Origin of the sequence: Paenibacillus sp. 2003, assembly GCF_031455635.1 — a bacterium.
Classification (GTDB): domain Bacteria; phylum Bacillota; class Bacilli; order Paenibacillales; family Paenibacillaceae; genus Paenibacillus; species Paenibacillus amylolyticus_B.
The window spans coordinates 2,117,900-2,132,244 of sequence record NZ_JAVDTB010000001.1 but is presented as its reverse complement, the minus strand read 5'-3'; the positions used below and the strand labels follow the sequence as shown (position 1 = coordinate 2,132,244).

General features: G+C 43.2%; 15 protein-coding genes. 3 read left to right on the top strand and 12 right to left on the bottom strand.

Annotation, left to right across the window (positions count from 1 at the left end; all coding sequences use genetic code 11):
• Positions 1-10: 10 nt before the first annotated feature.
• The 6 genes from J2X75_RS09235 to J2X75_RS09210 form a co-directional block, all read right to left on the bottom strand.
• Entirely contained in the window at positions 11-2,236 is a 2,226-nt protein-coding gene (locus J2X75_RS09235) for a hypothetical protein (protein WP_310335914.1), read from the bottom strand.
• 173 nt (positions 2,237-2,409) lie between these two features.
• Positions 2,410-3,546 carry a GntR family transcriptional regulator gene (locus J2X75_RS09230; RefSeq protein ID WP_310335913.1) on the bottom strand — a complete coding sequence of 379 codons (1,137 nt, stop codon included), beginning with the start codon at positions 3,544-3,546 and terminating at the stop codon, positions 2,410-2,412.
• Positions 3,547-4,742: 1,196 nt separating this feature from the next.
• The gene (locus J2X75_RS09225; RefSeq protein WP_310335911.1) at positions 4,743-5,420 is read right to left on the bottom strand and encodes a hypothetical protein; all 678 of its coding nucleotides are present in this window, start codon (positions 5,418-5,420) and stop codon (positions 4,743-4,745) included.
• Between the two features lie 182 nt (positions 5,421-5,602).
• Positions 5,603-6,139: a P-loop nucleotide/nucleoside kinase family protein gene (locus J2X75_RS09220; RefSeq protein ID WP_310335910.1), complete on the bottom strand. Its 537-nt coding sequence runs from the start codon at positions 6,137-6,139 to the stop codon at positions 5,603-5,605.
• A 209-nt stretch (positions 6,140-6,348) separates the two neighbouring features.
• Entirely contained in the window at positions 6,349-6,837 is a 489-nt protein-coding gene (locus J2X75_RS09215) for an NUDIX hydrolase (protein WP_307535841.1), read from the bottom strand.
• A 479-nt stretch (positions 6,838-7,316) separates the two neighbouring features.
• A complete protein-coding gene (locus tag J2X75_RS09210) occupies positions 7,317-7,973 on the bottom strand; it encodes a DJ-1/PfpI family protein (protein ID WP_307535847.1) in 657 nt (218 codons plus the stop codon).
• Positions 7,974-8,355: 382 nt separating this feature from the next.
• On the opposite strand from J2X75_RS09210, the gene J2X75_RS09205 reads away from it, so the two are divergent.
• Positions 8,356-8,955 (top strand): alpha-L-fucosidase, encoded by a 600-nt coding sequence (locus J2X75_RS09205; protein ID WP_310335908.1) that lies wholly within the window; start codon positions 8,356-8,358, stop codon positions 8,953-8,955.
• Positions 8,956-9,037: 82 nt separating this feature from the next.
• On the opposite strand, the gene J2X75_RS09200 is transcribed toward J2X75_RS09205, so the two are convergent.
• The 5 genes from J2X75_RS09200 to J2X75_RS09180 all read right to left on the bottom strand — a co-directional run bounded on the left by J2X75_RS09200 (position 9,038) and on the right by J2X75_RS09180 (position 12,532).
• Positions 9,038-9,571, bottom strand: coding sequence for a DinB family protein (locus J2X75_RS09200; protein WP_310335906.1), 534 nt, complete (start codon positions 9,569-9,571; stop codon positions 9,038-9,040).
• A gap of 29 nt (positions 9,572-9,600) precedes the next feature.
• Positions 9,601-9,996: a VOC family protein gene (locus J2X75_RS09195; RefSeq protein ID WP_307535853.1), complete on the bottom strand. Its 396-nt coding sequence runs from the start codon at positions 9,994-9,996 to the stop codon at positions 9,601-9,603.
• A 1,114-nt stretch (positions 9,997-11,110) separates the two neighbouring features.
• Positions 11,111-11,881 carry a glycosyltransferase gene (locus J2X75_RS09190; protein ID WP_310335903.1) on the bottom strand — a complete coding sequence of 257 codons (771 nt, stop codon included), beginning with the start codon at positions 11,879-11,881 and terminating at the stop codon, positions 11,111-11,113.
• Positions 11,882-11,973: 92 nt separating this feature from the next.
• Positions 11,974-12,303: a hypothetical protein gene (locus J2X75_RS09185; RefSeq protein WP_310335902.1), complete on the bottom strand. Its 330-nt coding sequence runs from the start codon at positions 12,301-12,303 to the stop codon at positions 11,974-11,976.
• 37 nt (positions 12,304-12,340) lie between these two features.
• Positions 12,341-12,532, bottom strand: a complete 192-nt coding sequence (locus J2X75_RS09180; protein WP_310335901.1) for a hypothetical protein — start codon at positions 12,530-12,532, stop codon at positions 12,341-12,343.
• Positions 12,533-13,029: 497 nt separating this feature from the next.
• On the opposite strand from J2X75_RS09180, the gene J2X75_RS09175 reads away from it, so the two are divergent.
• The gene (locus J2X75_RS09175; protein WP_307535863.1) at positions 13,030-13,200 is read left to right on the top strand and encodes a hypothetical protein; all 171 of its coding nucleotides are present in this window, start codon (positions 13,030-13,032) and stop codon (positions 13,198-13,200) included.
• An 11-nt stretch (positions 13,201-13,211) separates the two neighbouring features.
• The gene (locus tag J2X75_RS09170; protein ID WP_110821305.1) at positions 13,212-13,391 is read left to right on the top strand and encodes an H-type small acid-soluble spore protein; all 180 of its coding nucleotides are present in this window, start codon (positions 13,212-13,214) and stop codon (positions 13,389-13,391) included.
• 290 nt (positions 13,392-13,681) lie between these two features.
• Here J2X75_RS09170 and J2X75_RS09165 read toward each other — a convergent pair whose 3' ends face one another.
• Positions 13,682-14,122 carry a hypothetical protein gene (locus tag J2X75_RS09165; RefSeq protein WP_310335899.1) on the bottom strand — a complete coding sequence of 147 codons (441 nt, stop codon included), beginning with the start codon at positions 14,120-14,122 and terminating at the stop codon, positions 13,682-13,684.
• Between the last annotated feature and the right edge of the window lie 223 nt (positions 14,123-14,345).

Sequence of the window (14,345 nt, the reverse complement as noted above, 5' to 3'; positions counted from 1 at the left end):
CTCTCGTTCATCAAGCTTTTGCTTTTGCATTCTCACGATCCCACCTTACTTGAATCTCCACCTTGTTCTTGCTGCCATGCTCATATTTCAGCAGTACGGTTTTCGATTCTGAATCCCATTTCCATTCGGCAGGTACAGTCTGGTGTTGATCTATACTGCAAACGGATATGGGTTCAAACGGGCAATAGAATCTGGCGGTGGCCTGCATGTTGGTCGGACCCTTGGCTACACATTGAAAACCGTTATTCGTTATCGTCAGATCTTCAATTCTGGAAGAGGCAGAGATCAGGCTCACCTTGTCTTGCTGTGGCCTTCCGGCCGTAATGTCGTATAACAGTGCTTGCTCACCAGGAGCCAACCTTACTTCTTGCCGAACATGCAGGTCAGGATCGAACAAGTCCACCACCGGACCTGGGATAACCAGTGGTTCTTCGGATATGGACTCTTCCAGGACAGAGGCTATGATGTAGGGCCCACGTTTAATTTTAAAATAATGCTTGGCTTCCCAACGGAAGTTGTAATCCTGTAGTCTCTCCCATGTTTCTTTCACAGTCTGGCGAAGTTGATCTGCACTCGCTTTACTTGACGTACATGCAGCCGGATGTACAGGAAGCCAATGCACCGCCCCTTTGCCCACAGGATGAATCCCTTCCTGTTCTACCTTAAGCCCAAGCTGTTCAAACAAGTGCTCGCGTGGTGAGGTATATATGGTATTCGTGCTTTCCCTGCGCTGGTCATCATTCCACCATTCCCGGATGTTGTGATAGGGGTCGCTGTCGTCTCCCACATAGATCAACGCACCACCGTCCTGTACCCATTGGGCCAGTGCATAATGGATATCGGAGTGCTCCGGCTTCATGTACTCATAACTCAACAGCAGGACACGATATGGAGCCAGGTAATGTGGATAGCGCCTCACATTATCAAGCTGGACGGGTCTCACAGGTATTCCGTGTTTAAGCAAAGGCAGAGCAAGACCATAGAATGAAGAGAAATCCAGCAGCTCCGTGTCGCCATCCGCTTGGAATCCTTCCGGATCTGTACCGTCATATTTTCCAGCATTCGGTGCCTCCGGCTCAGGCTTCATGCGTTGAAACATGGCCGAGTCGGCGATCAATGCACCAATGCGGGGAGATTCACCATCCATTTCAATCCGGTCCTGATCCATGTTGCCAAGCGTGTGCATGACATGCAGCAATGTCGTTGCATAGTCAGGTGGAATCCGCTCTTTATTCGTGCCTTCATCGGAAGGATAAGTTCCTTTGAAAATTCTTCGCGGCCAAGGTGCGACCTCGTAATGGGAAACCCCGGGATGAAGCAGGGAAGCAGCAACGGTCTTCAGGTAGTTCTGTTTATAGTCGGCCCATGTATAATTCGGATTGTCCTCGATAGGGTCATGCAGAAACCACATTCGTCTGTCTGTACCCCGCACAAGCTCTTGCATGACACCATATTCCAGGTAAGCGGTTTCAAAAGTGCGTTCTTTGCGCACCCCTTCATACACGTTCGGTGTTCGTGATGTCCCGGTCCAGATTTGTGCAATATATCCATCTACGGAGGGAAGCTCTATCAATCGAGACTGCGGGCTAACAATTCGCCACTGCGTATAATTGATTAGGCTGTGGGTCGGAACGTAGAATCGCAAGATGCGATTGTAACGTTTCAGAGCGTAATCTTTCATCTCGGTACACAATCGGTCTAACACACGTGTGTATAAATACGCTTTCAATTTGGAAGCCCGAAACTGTGCATCGGGTGAGGAGTGAGGCGGACTCCAGGGTTCTTTGTAATACAACTGCCATTCTCTCTTAAACGATTCCGAGTACCCCCCGTTTACCCAGAATTCAGGCTCCTCCAGATGGATCGCCTCCACGCCAGAATCAACAGCTGCACGTATGCGTTCAGCGATATATTTACCAAAGGAAACCGTTGGGACCATGTAAGGAATAATGGGTTCCTTCCCATGGACAATCATCTCGCCATCGCGATCCATCTGGGCTTCATCCCAGTGCGTTTCCCCGTCTACTTCCCCGTCCAGATAGTCGTTATAGGTCCCCCATGCTATCCCTGTCATTAAATGGACCACGTACCCTTTATCCTTCCATTCCTGAATACGTTGCGGCATCGTATCGTCAATTCCATAGACCATGACAAAATCCGTTTGCAGATCATAATCAGGATCATAGGGTGCTGATTCCTGAAATCCGGTTCGTTCTTCTTTCCGATCTCTAACCACAGCTATGACCTCCCTGCCCATGTTGGATTGGTCTTTCGTTGTAAATATTCACCATTTCACAAAATATAATATACATTAAGAATATATTCAATATGTTTTTTTTGAAAAAAATAAAAAAAAGCCCTTTCCGTACATCTACGGAAAAGACTTGAATTTAAGCATTGAAATGATGATTAGGGACAGCTTCCAGTCGTTTGACGAACGACAAGTTCAGGTTCAATCAGAATTTTGCTGAAGCCCGTAATCTCGTGGCTATTCCGAATGACTTCGAGAAGCTGGTTGGCTGCGCGGATTCCCATGTCTCTCTCAAATTGTTTTACATGCGTAAAAATACTGAATTCCTCCACGATGGAAGTGGGGTCATCAAAGCTTACAATCGATACATCTTCGGGAATGCGAAGACCGGCTTGCTTAGCCATTTGATAGATCTGAACCCCCAGCCTTCCGTTAAGCGATATATAAGCAGTCACCATCTTGTTGCTGATATATCGGTACAATGGATGGGCTTCTGCATCCTTCAGAACAGACAGCGGTTTGAAATCTGTAATCATATGTGCAGGGTTAATCAATGCTCCTTTATCCTTCAGTGCTTCAATATAACCATCAATCCGCTCCTGGACCGTGACGGTTTGCAATGGAGAATCCGAGCAGATCGCTATATCACGATGTCCAAGCTCCCATAGATGTTCAACGGCCAGCCTCACGCCCAACCTTCCATCAGCAGCAATGTAATGGGTTTCGACACCAGGCAAATATCGGTCAATCAGCAAAAAAGGGAAACCGGATAACTTCATGCCGAGAATCTCCTCGTTATAGTTACCTTCATCCACAGGAAAGATTAACAGCCCCTCAGCTCCAAGTGCCTTTAACTCCCTGATCGCATCCTTTTCTTTCTCGATGTTGCCATGCGTTAGCATGATCATGCTGCGATAGCCTTCCTGATTGAGTGACTGCTCGATCCCTTCGATGAGTCGAATCGCAAAGTAGTCGTGAATCGTAGGCATGATCACCCCAATCATTCTTGTACTCGATCTGCCTCCCTTTACTGCCGGAGATTCAGAAAATGCGGTGTCTGCTGCATCTGTGCCTTCCGCGACAAAGCTTCCTTTCCCCGGGACGCGTGCAATCAATTTCTCGTTAGCCAAGCCTGTCAGGGCATTCACAACTGTAATCTTGCTAACGTTAAATCGATCCATGAGTTCCTTCTCTGTCGGTATTCGATCACCCGGCTTCATATTTTCGGAAGCAATGAATTTGCGGATGTAGTCTTGAATTTGTTGGTACAACGGTATTCGATCATTCGTACTCATGATAATCACATCCACCAATTCATTCATTATATTTTTATATATAAAATATATTTTTACACATATAAGTACAATAAACAACCGTATAATGCCTGTCAATCCTTCATTCCTTGACTCACCTTCTTTATTTGGGAGACAAACAATTTTTCTGGGCGCAGGATCATCAGGTGTTGATCCCCTACTCTCGTGTGCGCCATAAACTAATCGTGCTTGGTGATCCCTTAGGGAAGTTGATTTCATGACTAATCTAAAACCCTCCTATAGATCAGAATGGTTGTCACTGCTATGGCTTTAGCAGTCCCCATTCTAAATATTTTTTATGGGGTCTTGAACCGGGCGGGAGATCGAGTGTTTAGTCTTCAGACAAACTTGGACGTTCCAATTCCCTTTATCCCAGGCTTTATCGTCACCTATTTAATTTGGTATCCTTTCATCACGGGGGTATTGATTGCTCTTGCATTCCGGAACAGAATGGTCTATTTTCAAACATTAATTGCATTATGTAGCGGATTGATAATCTCTTATATTTTCTTCGCTCTATTCCAAACTTCTATTCAACGCCCGGAGATGCACAACCAAACCGGATTAAATGCTCAATTGGTTCGATTCGTTTATACGACGGATCAACCTTATAATTAGGTGGTATTTTAGTTGGGGAGTTATGTTTTCGGTTGGCAAAAATGGTTGTCATACGAAAAAAGGTAATTCTTCTTAACCCAGAATAATGTTAAATCATATTCAGAGATGTGTTTACTTGATTTGAGTTCTTGCTTGAGAGTGTAAAAAACCTAGGTTGCGAACTGGCACCGGTACTCTAGCCATTGGAAAAGAGTCTACAACCCGGGAATTCGGCAGCGCCCTTGGCGTCGCGATCGTCGGAACCGTGAAGACCCCAAGCTTCACTGGGCATTTGCCAACAGGTCTTCAGCACGCAAGTGCCCGCCGAAGCGGTTGCTGCGGCTACCACCTGCCGACACATGATCTCTTAAAGGACCTATAGGTGTAGGGACTGTGCTGGCTAGCTGCTTCAGCGGTGCATTTCTTAGTTGTATCTACTCATTATTCAGGTTTTTGTCTAATCGGAAATGGGAACAAGTTCGTGTCCATTTTGGCAAAGGAACCAAGTTCTTGTCCCGCGACATCCTCGAATCTTCTTTCGATGAAATGTTGAATAACCGCCCCGTAAAGGGGCGGTTTTCTTAGGCTTGCATAAATGCTTCTAACGGTTCCAGAATCGCGAACGTCTTCTTTGCATCCTTCTTCCGTTGCTCATCATAGAGTTTAGTCAACTCTTCGAATGATTTAGCTTTAATCTTCGTATAACTCGATTTGGTGTATCTGATAATGTACGTCTTTACCCCTTCCTCTTCACTCCACTCGTAAACGACATCATATTTGTCCCTCAAATTCTTTAAATGAAGTGACCGGCGCAACACTGCAAAGTGTTCTTCAATGGCTTCATCGCATTCCTCCATAATCTTCTCGTATGTGCAGCCAACTCGCATCAGAATCTCTGATGCCCGTTCATCGCCGTATCTCGCGAGAAATTCCTTCAACGAAACCAGCGCATATAGCAATATTTGTTCCTTGTCATTCGGATTCCTGTATTCATAACAGCCTACAACCAAATTGCGGTCGGTCATCTCCTCCTTACTGAATTGCATGTTAAACAAATACTCGAGTGTCTTTTGCTTCATAACGGTTTCCAACATCTGTTCTTTATCAATCCTGATGCCCGTTGTCACCCACGGAAATGATAGTTGGCCGGTACCTTCACGCGGTATGCTACCCCTAAGATTCAAAATCGGCATACCCGTAGCAATTGCGTACGACCTGTTATATCCTTCGCCCGCGAATATTTCCTGTTCTTCTAGCATGTGTTCTGCCTCCTTATAGTACCAAGTTCCATTCGGCGACTATTGCATATCCATAAAACTACCACTTTATTGTGCTGGTCCTTATTAGTTCATCAGCGCTTTTCATTAACCCACGAAGATATTTCATTGGTCAGCTGCTTCATTGGTTTTATTGGGCTAACGTTTCCCTTCAGCGTAATCGTTTATGTTATCAACGCCTCGTTTTGTAGTCGCATGATTATTTCTTTAACCGTCTCTTCAGGGGACAAATCGGATGAATCCAACCAAAGCCCCGAGCGTGGAGTTTCATTTCGCAATACGCGATCCAACTCATCTACGCTCCAAATCCCATAACCCTTCTTTGCCCGCATAGCCTCTCTCGTTGCAACCACTGTAGAGTTTGGACAAAGCACGACTAAGTAAAATGGGCGGCTCTTAATAAACGAGATGAAATCAGTAAGTAATGGTCCGATGACAACATCTTGAACAACGACTGTATATCCCGCCTTATAATACATCTCCGCTGATTGGGCGGCGAGCTTGTATCGTAACCTCAATTGATTAAACTCGTCACTTCCTGAATCTGGACGAACCTCTTTGCGGTTATTTACAATCATTCTTCGAAAAATGTCACCTCGTAAATGCACCGATTTATCAAATTGTTCAGACAGTAATTGTGCTACGGTAGATTTTCCACTGGCCATTATTCCTGTAATGAGTAAGATGCTTGGATTTTCCACTAACGTAAAACCACCATCCTTTAAGTTATTATATAAACATAATAGTTGATAAGAAAAATCGAAAAAAGGTCGATTATAGATATATTCATTTATTACGTTCTACTGCCTGTTAGTTGAATAAAAGCAGCCGATCACATGGTCAGCTGCTTCCTTGTTTTTTTATTGAACTATCGTTCCCCGTTTGCTTAATACACTTTACCCTAGTACAACTAAACACTCCTTTGAAGCTTGACATCAAATTCTGTCGTTGACGCAGTTACATACTCCATATAATTCACAGATCCATTAAAGTTCAAATAAGCTTCATAACGCATGCGGATTCCCGGTAAAGTAATCAAATCCAGAACACTTTCCTTTGGTACCCACCTACATTCGCTCGTTTCATTAGAAGTCGCTAACTCCCCACCCACAGCTTTACACACGAAATCAAACATGACCTTCGTAGGGACATCAGTCACACCGTCATACCACTTATGGATTGCTGTATTCGAAACAACACTAATCAAATGGCTAACCGTGGCATCTATTCCACTTTCCTCTTTGATTTCACGAATGACGCCATCAATTAGGTTTTCTCCTACTTCAGTTATCCCACCAGGATACACCCAACCATCGTCATGAGCTTTTACTAAAAGGATATTTCCAGTTCCATCTTCTACAATTCCGCCTGCAGATACAATATGTGTCGGGAACGCCATTTTACAACCTCCAAATAAGATAAAGTTGTATATTTATTCCGCACAATTCCTACATTTTCCTGCCTTTTTGAATTTCTAAAAGATACTGTCGACATGAACGAACTAATCTGCCCGTTAGTTTAATGAATTGACGAGGAAAAGAACAGTTTAGTTTTATGCCTAATCGGTAATCGGACTATGTTCTTGTCAATTCCGGCAATTGGTACAAGTTCTTGTCCTTGGCTCGGGACACGAACTTGTACCGATAAATAAAAAAAGCCGCTAAAATAGCGACTTCAATGGGAACATGTTCTTGTGCCTCGACATTATTGCATACTTTTAGTACCGTTAAAGGACAAGAACCTGTACCGATTATCGTTCACTTTCCTCTTTTCCATTCAAATTATCCTGAGTTGGTTTAAACATAATATTGAACGTTTAAGCCGCGTTAATCAACCTTCCCCAAAAACACTATTGAGAATAACTGAATTATTTGTGATTTATAAATTGGGTTCCCGTTTTGCAAACTCTTGTAACATCCCTCTTATTTGTTCTACCAATAAAGCAGGAGCTTTCTTTGGGGAACCCGTGTCAAACGGAGGCTGAGGATCGTATTCCAAAATCAGCTGGACTCCTTTACTCATATCTTCTCCCAATTCCCATGCTATTAATTGAAGTGCCATATCGATACCAGAGGAAACACCGGCTGCTGTAACGATTTTGCCCTGACGAACCACTCTTTCATCTGTTGGAATTGTTCCAAGAGATTGAAGCAGGTCGAAGGATCCCCAATGACTGGTGGCTACAGTTCCTTTTAACAAGCTTGCGGCGCTCAAAATCAGAGAGCCGTTACAAACCGACGTGGTCCATTTCGTAGTTTCATGCATTTGGCGAATCCAATTTAACGTTTCTTGGTCATTCATTGGAGTTTTATAATTTGGCGGACTGCAACCTGGAACAACGAGAATATCAGCTGAAGTAACTTCAGAAAAACTATAATCGGCATGCAAATAACCCATATTTGAATCCAGTTTGATTAACCCTTTTTTCTTAGCGACAAACTTTACTTCACATCTCAGTGTAGCAGCAAAAACATCGTATGGACCTATTGCATCTAATGCTGTGATTCCATCGAAAAGCATAATTGCGATTTTCAAGAGGATCTCTCCTTTGGAGTAGAATTTTATTCTTACAAACTATAACATACCTATACGGGGTATGGGTATGTATATGTTGTGAAATCACTTCTCGGCATTCTGGTCATGAAGGGTATCGCTTACAACCATAATTGAGCCCCTCTATTACATTCTCACCCTCCAAAGAACCATACGTATAATCTATTACACAAAATAGCTTTCTCGTTTATATCCATAACTAATGCTTCTTCTAGTAGCTCTGCCAAATCTTTAGCAGCTTCCATATGACCCTCCTTGGAGAGTTTAGCAGCGGAAGATAAAACTACTCGTTTTAAAATATCTGAAACAGTTGATGCGTAAACGCCCTGCTTATTAACCTTGCCAGAAAGACCGCAGGCAGGATATGTACCGTATCGGGATCCTCGACATTGAGCGCAGCCAGGAGTCTGACATCAAGCTTGAGCCGTGGCAGACCGATACTTGTGTCGGGGATTGGTTCTACCATGTAAAAACTGAATACAAGAAACCAGGGCACGTCATTGAGATTCTGATCGATATCATCGCCAAGAACGGCAACCTGCTCCTCACTATTCCGCAGAAGTCGGACGTTACGATTGATGACGAATGCAAGTATATCCTGCAAGAGATGGCCAAATGGATTCGGGTTTGCGAGGAAGGCGTATATGGCACAAGGCCTTTCCGCGTGTCGGGCGAAGGCCTTTTCCGCGTCGTCATTGACCATTTCACGGAGGATAGGGTAGCTTGGAATGCCAGCGACTTCCGTTTCACACAAAAGGGAAATACGCTGTACGCTTTCCAAATGCGGTGGCCGGAGGATCATCGTGCCGTCATTCGTTCCTTGACTCCGGCAGATCAAGTGAAGTCCGTCCGGCTGCTTGGAGCGGGCGAAGTTCCATTCGAACAGTTGTACGGAGCACTGGTCGTTTCGCTGCCAGACAGACGTCCAACGCCTTACGTCAACTGCCTGGCGATTGAGCTATAAACTAACCTGCCCGTTAGTTGAACAAAAGCAGCCGATGACATTGGTCAGCTGCTTTGTTGGTTTTATGAGCTATCGTTTCCCGTTAATTTAGTGAATTATTACATAAGCCTGCCTCCACAAGCTTCTCGTCCAGTCTTGCCTTTTGGCGCAAATGATGCCTGCTGTGCATGCCAATCATCTCAAACCAATCACACGCGTTAAGCCAGCCAAACCAGCCATGACGCACCTTGCAAGCCTGATTCGTTCCGCGAACGTGTTCCTCCCAGTATCTCATTTTTTTTAACACCTGCTCTAGACCGGCTATGATCTCTTCCTTACTATTGGGGTTACGGGTCCTGTTGACTGGTTCCTCAAGTTTCACACGGACATCGGGCCACACTTTTTCGATAAACGCCTTCGTTCCGACTTCAGTCTTGCCTCCATGTTTTTCTTGAGTCTCCATCGTACAAGTTTGAATATGATCGATGTACTCTTCTGCCACATCGATCACGTGAATATACATTTGTCCAATCGACCAGACGTCTTCCTGGAATTTATATCGCAACTGGTCTATCGTATATCCAGCCAGGTTTCGCTTATATTGCTCTATAATAGCCACGGAATCATTTTTTAACATAAGGTTTTCACCCCATCACATAATAGTCGTTAAAGCACCTGCGCTATCTCCCAAATATGCCCGTCAGGGTCGGCAAAACAAGCCGTCCGCCGCCCCCAAGGACGCGTTATTGGCCCATTTAACAATGTAACGCCCCGTATTTCCAACTCGTTGCATACCCGGTCAACGTCGGGCACTTGGATTGTAAACAGGAACCTTGCACCATCCTCGACACGACCAAACTGAGCCGGATCAATCAATTCTCGTGCATTTGATTGATTTAAGAGGTTTATGCATGTATTTCCGTAATCAAATACTGCACAGTTTTCGTCTTCGTATTGGATTAATAGTTGAAACGACTCTTGGTAAAACGTCTTCGACCGCTGCAGATCTTCCACAAATAATGTGATTTCGGTAATTTTATTCACCCAGCCAGTTATCCCCATCTACATCCGCTCCTATCATTTATTAGAAAACTCTCGAATCATTCCGGTCGTTTGCTTGTTCGTTCCTTCTACTCTACATCCAGTAACTCAATTTCGCTTGGTTGGAACTTTCTGTATGCAATATGTGTTTCGACGTTCTTATTCAACTAACCTGCCTCATGATGGTACTCGACGTAAGTTCTTTGCTTACTATCAATACTACACTTGAGGGCAATAATCGGAAACTCTCGATCTCTCATTTTAATGACTTCTTTCCAGGGAGGAACACTGATTTCTTCACATCCCTTCCCTGCTATATCAAACCATGCACTGAAGAAATTTTCACTAAATTGTGTGACTAATTTTTCAAGAACCCGCAATATAATTCTTCCATCAATAATGATTTTCTCCAAAAAACATAGGCATATGCATAGAGGCAAATTGCTGGGAAGTTAGACATGCATCCTCTTTTCTTAGCTCCATTAATTGAGTGATGCAGTCCTGATGGTTCCCAAGGAATTCTTGGAATAATCTTTCTTCTACTATTTGAAACGCATTTGAGCAAATTTTTTGCTGTTCTTTTCGAAACAAGTTTGAAAAAAATAATCTTGCTGAATAGATTCTATTGGATCAAAATATTTAATTTCTTTTGGCTCATTTTGAAGTAACAATTTTAAATTACAATGCTGTTCATGAACAATCCATTTCGTTTAGTTGAAGCCAGCTGAGAATGGACTGATTTATTTGAGGGGGCTCCTTTCCAATCGTTCCAATTTGAAAAACGAAGGGTAGCAAGGCTATGTCCACACTTACATTGAAAAGCATTTTCCAGTTGTTTGTTAGACAATAAGAAGGTTATTGTCTGCAAACAATTTGGGCAGGTATCAATAAGTTTATCTTCATGAAATGCACATGTACCGAAGAGCTTAAACTGATGTAACCTAGAATGGAACCCTCCCTCCATGCACTGCGAACACCACTGCAAATCATGGTGAAACCAAATCCCCGTTAGCTTAATGTAACAGGGATCATAAATAGACAGTGACACAATGTTCTTGCCCTTTTCAGCAATGGAACCAAGCTCTTGGCAAAAGCGTCAACAACCGAACGGTTAAGGAAAATAAGGAACGCACAGTTAGAAAAAGCGGTTCAGGATCTGTTTGATCTCATTTGGCTCTGTGATCTCAGGACCGAAAGCAGCTTTAGGTTGTTTATTGTTATTCCAAGGCTCCAACGTACAAGCATCATGAACATTTGCTATTTTCCAGGTCAGTGCATTGGCAAAAGTTGTACCTGTGTTCTGTCCATGAATATGATTAATCCATATTGGTTCGTTGATATGAATGAATTCCCTGGGAACCTTAAATGCATCGCGCCAGGTATAACGGGCCGCTTGTCCTCTCAAATACTCATCCACTTTGATAATAGTTACACCGTAGCTGGGAAGCCAGAAAAAAAATTTTCCCAGCCGCTTTTGTACCGAGTCGTAGATGTAACCATATTGCGGTATTAAGGCAACCGTATCTTTGTGAGGTTTATAGGCGTGCAGCTTTTTGATAAAATCTTGGTGATACATATCGTCACTGGACAGATACACGCGGTACAAATACTTGAACTTTTCAATATCTCGAATAATATGAGACTGGTAATCTTTAGGTGTTACAAAACAGATATTGGAAGGCAGGGAAGGATACTTTTTTAGTATCTCATTTATAAGCTTCTCTGACTTCGGATCATACAGCACATAGCAGGTAAAATCCTGAGAAGATTGAAGGAGTAGGCTTTTGAGTGCATATTTCATGAATAAATCTATTCTGTATTCTATCCATCGCATAGTCAGTCGATCCGCTGTCGCTCCCCAGTTATTAAAGAGCATTTCTACAATGAGTTTTTTTTCCTTAGACACGCGCTTAGCCCCCCTTTGATTTTCAGGAATGATCTAGGATGTGGAGAGCGGATATTTCCGCTCTCTTTGAATTCAATCAAGCACACCTTTGGTCAGACCATGAATTCCCGTAATACCTGTTCAATCTCGCTTCCATTCAGGCGATCTTTAAGTGGAACCTTTTTTACCGAGGTATTACTGGAATGAACGACATTGATATAATTGCGTGGAGCCAGCAACTCATGTGGCAGATCGATGACATTCCCATGAGTGCCTCTGCCCGGTAACTTGATGCGGTATCCTGAGGCGTATTGCTCCGTTTTATACAGATACACATAGAACTGCGGTGAACGATAGAACGTCGGTGCCCTCTCATTATTGACGCTGTCCCACAGATATCCGTTCTGGTTGATTAGTGCTATCGTCTCTGGCTTTGGCTGCACGCTATAAAGCTGCTGGACAAACGTTCTGTGGTACAGGTCATCCGAATCTAGTGGCGCGAACACTCTCGATATGCGTACCGAAACGGATATTGGCCGGCAATGGTTCCTGCTCTGCCAAAATTTCCTGCATCAACTCTCCTGATTCCTTCGAGAGCTTTACTACGGTCAGGAAATCCTGATTCGTCTGTGCCTTGAGACAGTTCAGCGTATATCTGCGAAAAATGTCCATTCTCCGCTCCAACCATTCCTCGTCAGACGCTGCGGGTCAAAACCGTAGTTGTTGAAGTTAATCTCAATCACGGCTTTTCTTGTCATATTTCCGCCTCCTCTTAAAATCTTGCAACCCTTCCTTTCTAAACGAACTTACTGTCTTCATCCAATTCTGCCACTCTATAAGTTATGAAAAACTAAACAAGACGTAACGGACACTTGAACTGATCTTGATGAAGGTATGGGGTAAATACCCCACAAGTTTAGACCGAGTGTAAAAAATTGCATGAAAGCTTCCAATTTTACAGCACTAAAATCGAAACGGGTCACCATATGCACCTACTTTCCAATTGGCTCTCTCTTTCTGTACATGTTAGTAAGATTCTCATATTCAATGTAACAACATGGTAATTAAATCATAGTACATGAAAAACTTTTGCATAAGCTCCTACTGTTTGGTGCAATGTAGTGATACAGAGATTATAAAGATCTTATTACAAACATGGAGGGATCGTTTTGACTAAGAGCAAACAGCAACAAGAGGCGCATGGAATCGGACAGATCGAACATCAGCTGAATCATCAGATGGAGGCGGCTGCAGAAATTCAAGGACAATCGAAACTCGACCAAGAAATTAAAAAAGCCACGCACCGTCATCTTGATCAATCGAACAAGCTTTCAGAATAAGGAGAATTCTCATGAACAAACAAAGAGCGATTGAAATTTCGGAATCGGCCATTATGAAAAATGTAACTTACCAGGATGCCCCTATCGTAATCCAGCATGTGAATGAGGATGAAACGGCTCGAATCTATCCGATCGGAAACTCGGAGCAGGAAATGACCGTTCCTTTGTCCAGTCTGACTGAGTATCCTTAGAATGCGACGGATTAGGAACGCTATCACCTTTCAACACACCCTTAAAACTTATTGGTGTACAATAAAACCGGAGCGTTTAAGCTCCGGTTTACAAAACATCAGATAAATTTATTTCATAATTAAAATGAATGTGAAGTCATCGATTTTTATATTGTGCTATTCATAGTCTATTTTAAGAAGAACATACTCTTTCTTTGCGTTTAACTTTGTAGGAACCTACACTGGAAGAGAAAAGGACGCCCCATGATTGCTTGCCGATTTTTCCTTCCGATGTGCCAGAATCACCCAGCTTATTTCGTGTCTTTAAATGCGGGACAGCATACAGCCGTGTTCGACCCGAATTTCCCTTCTGCAACAAGCGCTTTTCCCTCATCCCCTGTGTAGCCTAGATGGTTAATCAAGGAAACGGATCCATCCTGTTCCTGGCGATAATCCAAATTACCTAGAGTTAAGGCAAAGGAATAAATCACTGACTTTTTGCCTGTCGGTTTTTTGCTGAGTTTAAGCTCTTCTTTGAGTCTGTCGTTTCCCAGTGTATAGATTAAATCAGTATCGGGATAAAGCCCTTTATACGTCATTACATTATTCTTAACAATCCCTGCAGGCTTTGTACTAGACATGCTTTGCGTGGTTTTTACCGAATTTGTTTCCGATATGGGGTTTAAGCCAATGCTGAATTTATCCTCTTTGATCTCTACCAAATTATCAGAAACAGAATGTTTCTTGTTCATTTCTACTTTGAATTCATGATATTATTGTAGCCGTTTGACTCGTCGTGTTTAAACGGTTATCAATCGGCTTCCACTCTTGATTTGAGGGATCTTGATAGTGAATGGGAGTTTCAGAAATTTGAGTTGTGTACGTTCCATTCTCATTTGCGAATGTCTTCGATTTTTCACTTCGGAGTGAAGCGATCTCTTTTGGGGTGTTGTTGGGCGACAAGTTAGAATCGTC

Excerpts from the sequence above, each read along its gene's own strand:
- J2X75_RS09200 (WP_310335906.1), bottom strand. The coding sequence starts at position 9,571 with ATGTTAAAAAATGATTCCGTGGCTATTATAGAGCAATATAAGCGAAAC.
- J2X75_RS09230 (WP_310335913.1), bottom strand. The coding sequence starts at position 3,546 with ATGAGTACGAATGATCGAATACCGTTGTACCAACAAATTCAAGACTAC.
- J2X75_RS09225 (WP_310335911.1), bottom strand. The coding sequence starts at position 5,420 with ATGCTAGAAGAACAGGAAATATTCGCGGGCGAAGGATATAACAGGTCG.
- J2X75_RS09165 (WP_310335899.1), bottom strand. The coding sequence starts at position 14,122 with ATGAACAAGAAACATTCTGTTTCTGATAATTTGGTAGAGATCAAAGAG.
- J2X75_RS09215 (WP_307535841.1), bottom strand. The coding sequence starts at position 6,837 with ATGGCGTTCCCGACACATATTGTATCTGCAGGCGGAATTGTAGAAGAT.
- J2X75_RS09195 (WP_307535853.1), bottom strand. The coding sequence starts at position 9,996 with ATGGGGATAACTGGCTGGGTGAATAAAATTACCGAAATCACATTATTT.
- J2X75_RS09205 (WP_310335908.1), top strand. The coding sequence starts at position 8,356 with ATGTACCGTATCGGGATCCTCGACATTGAGCGCAGCCAGGAGTCTGAC.
- J2X75_RS09180 (WP_310335901.1), bottom strand. The coding sequence starts at position 12,532 with ATGGACATTTTTCGCAGATATACGCTGAACTGTCTCAAGGCACAGACG.
- J2X75_RS09170 (WP_110821305.1), top strand. The coding sequence starts at position 13,212 with ATGAACAAACAAAGAGCGATTGAAATTTCGGAATCGGCCATTATGAAA.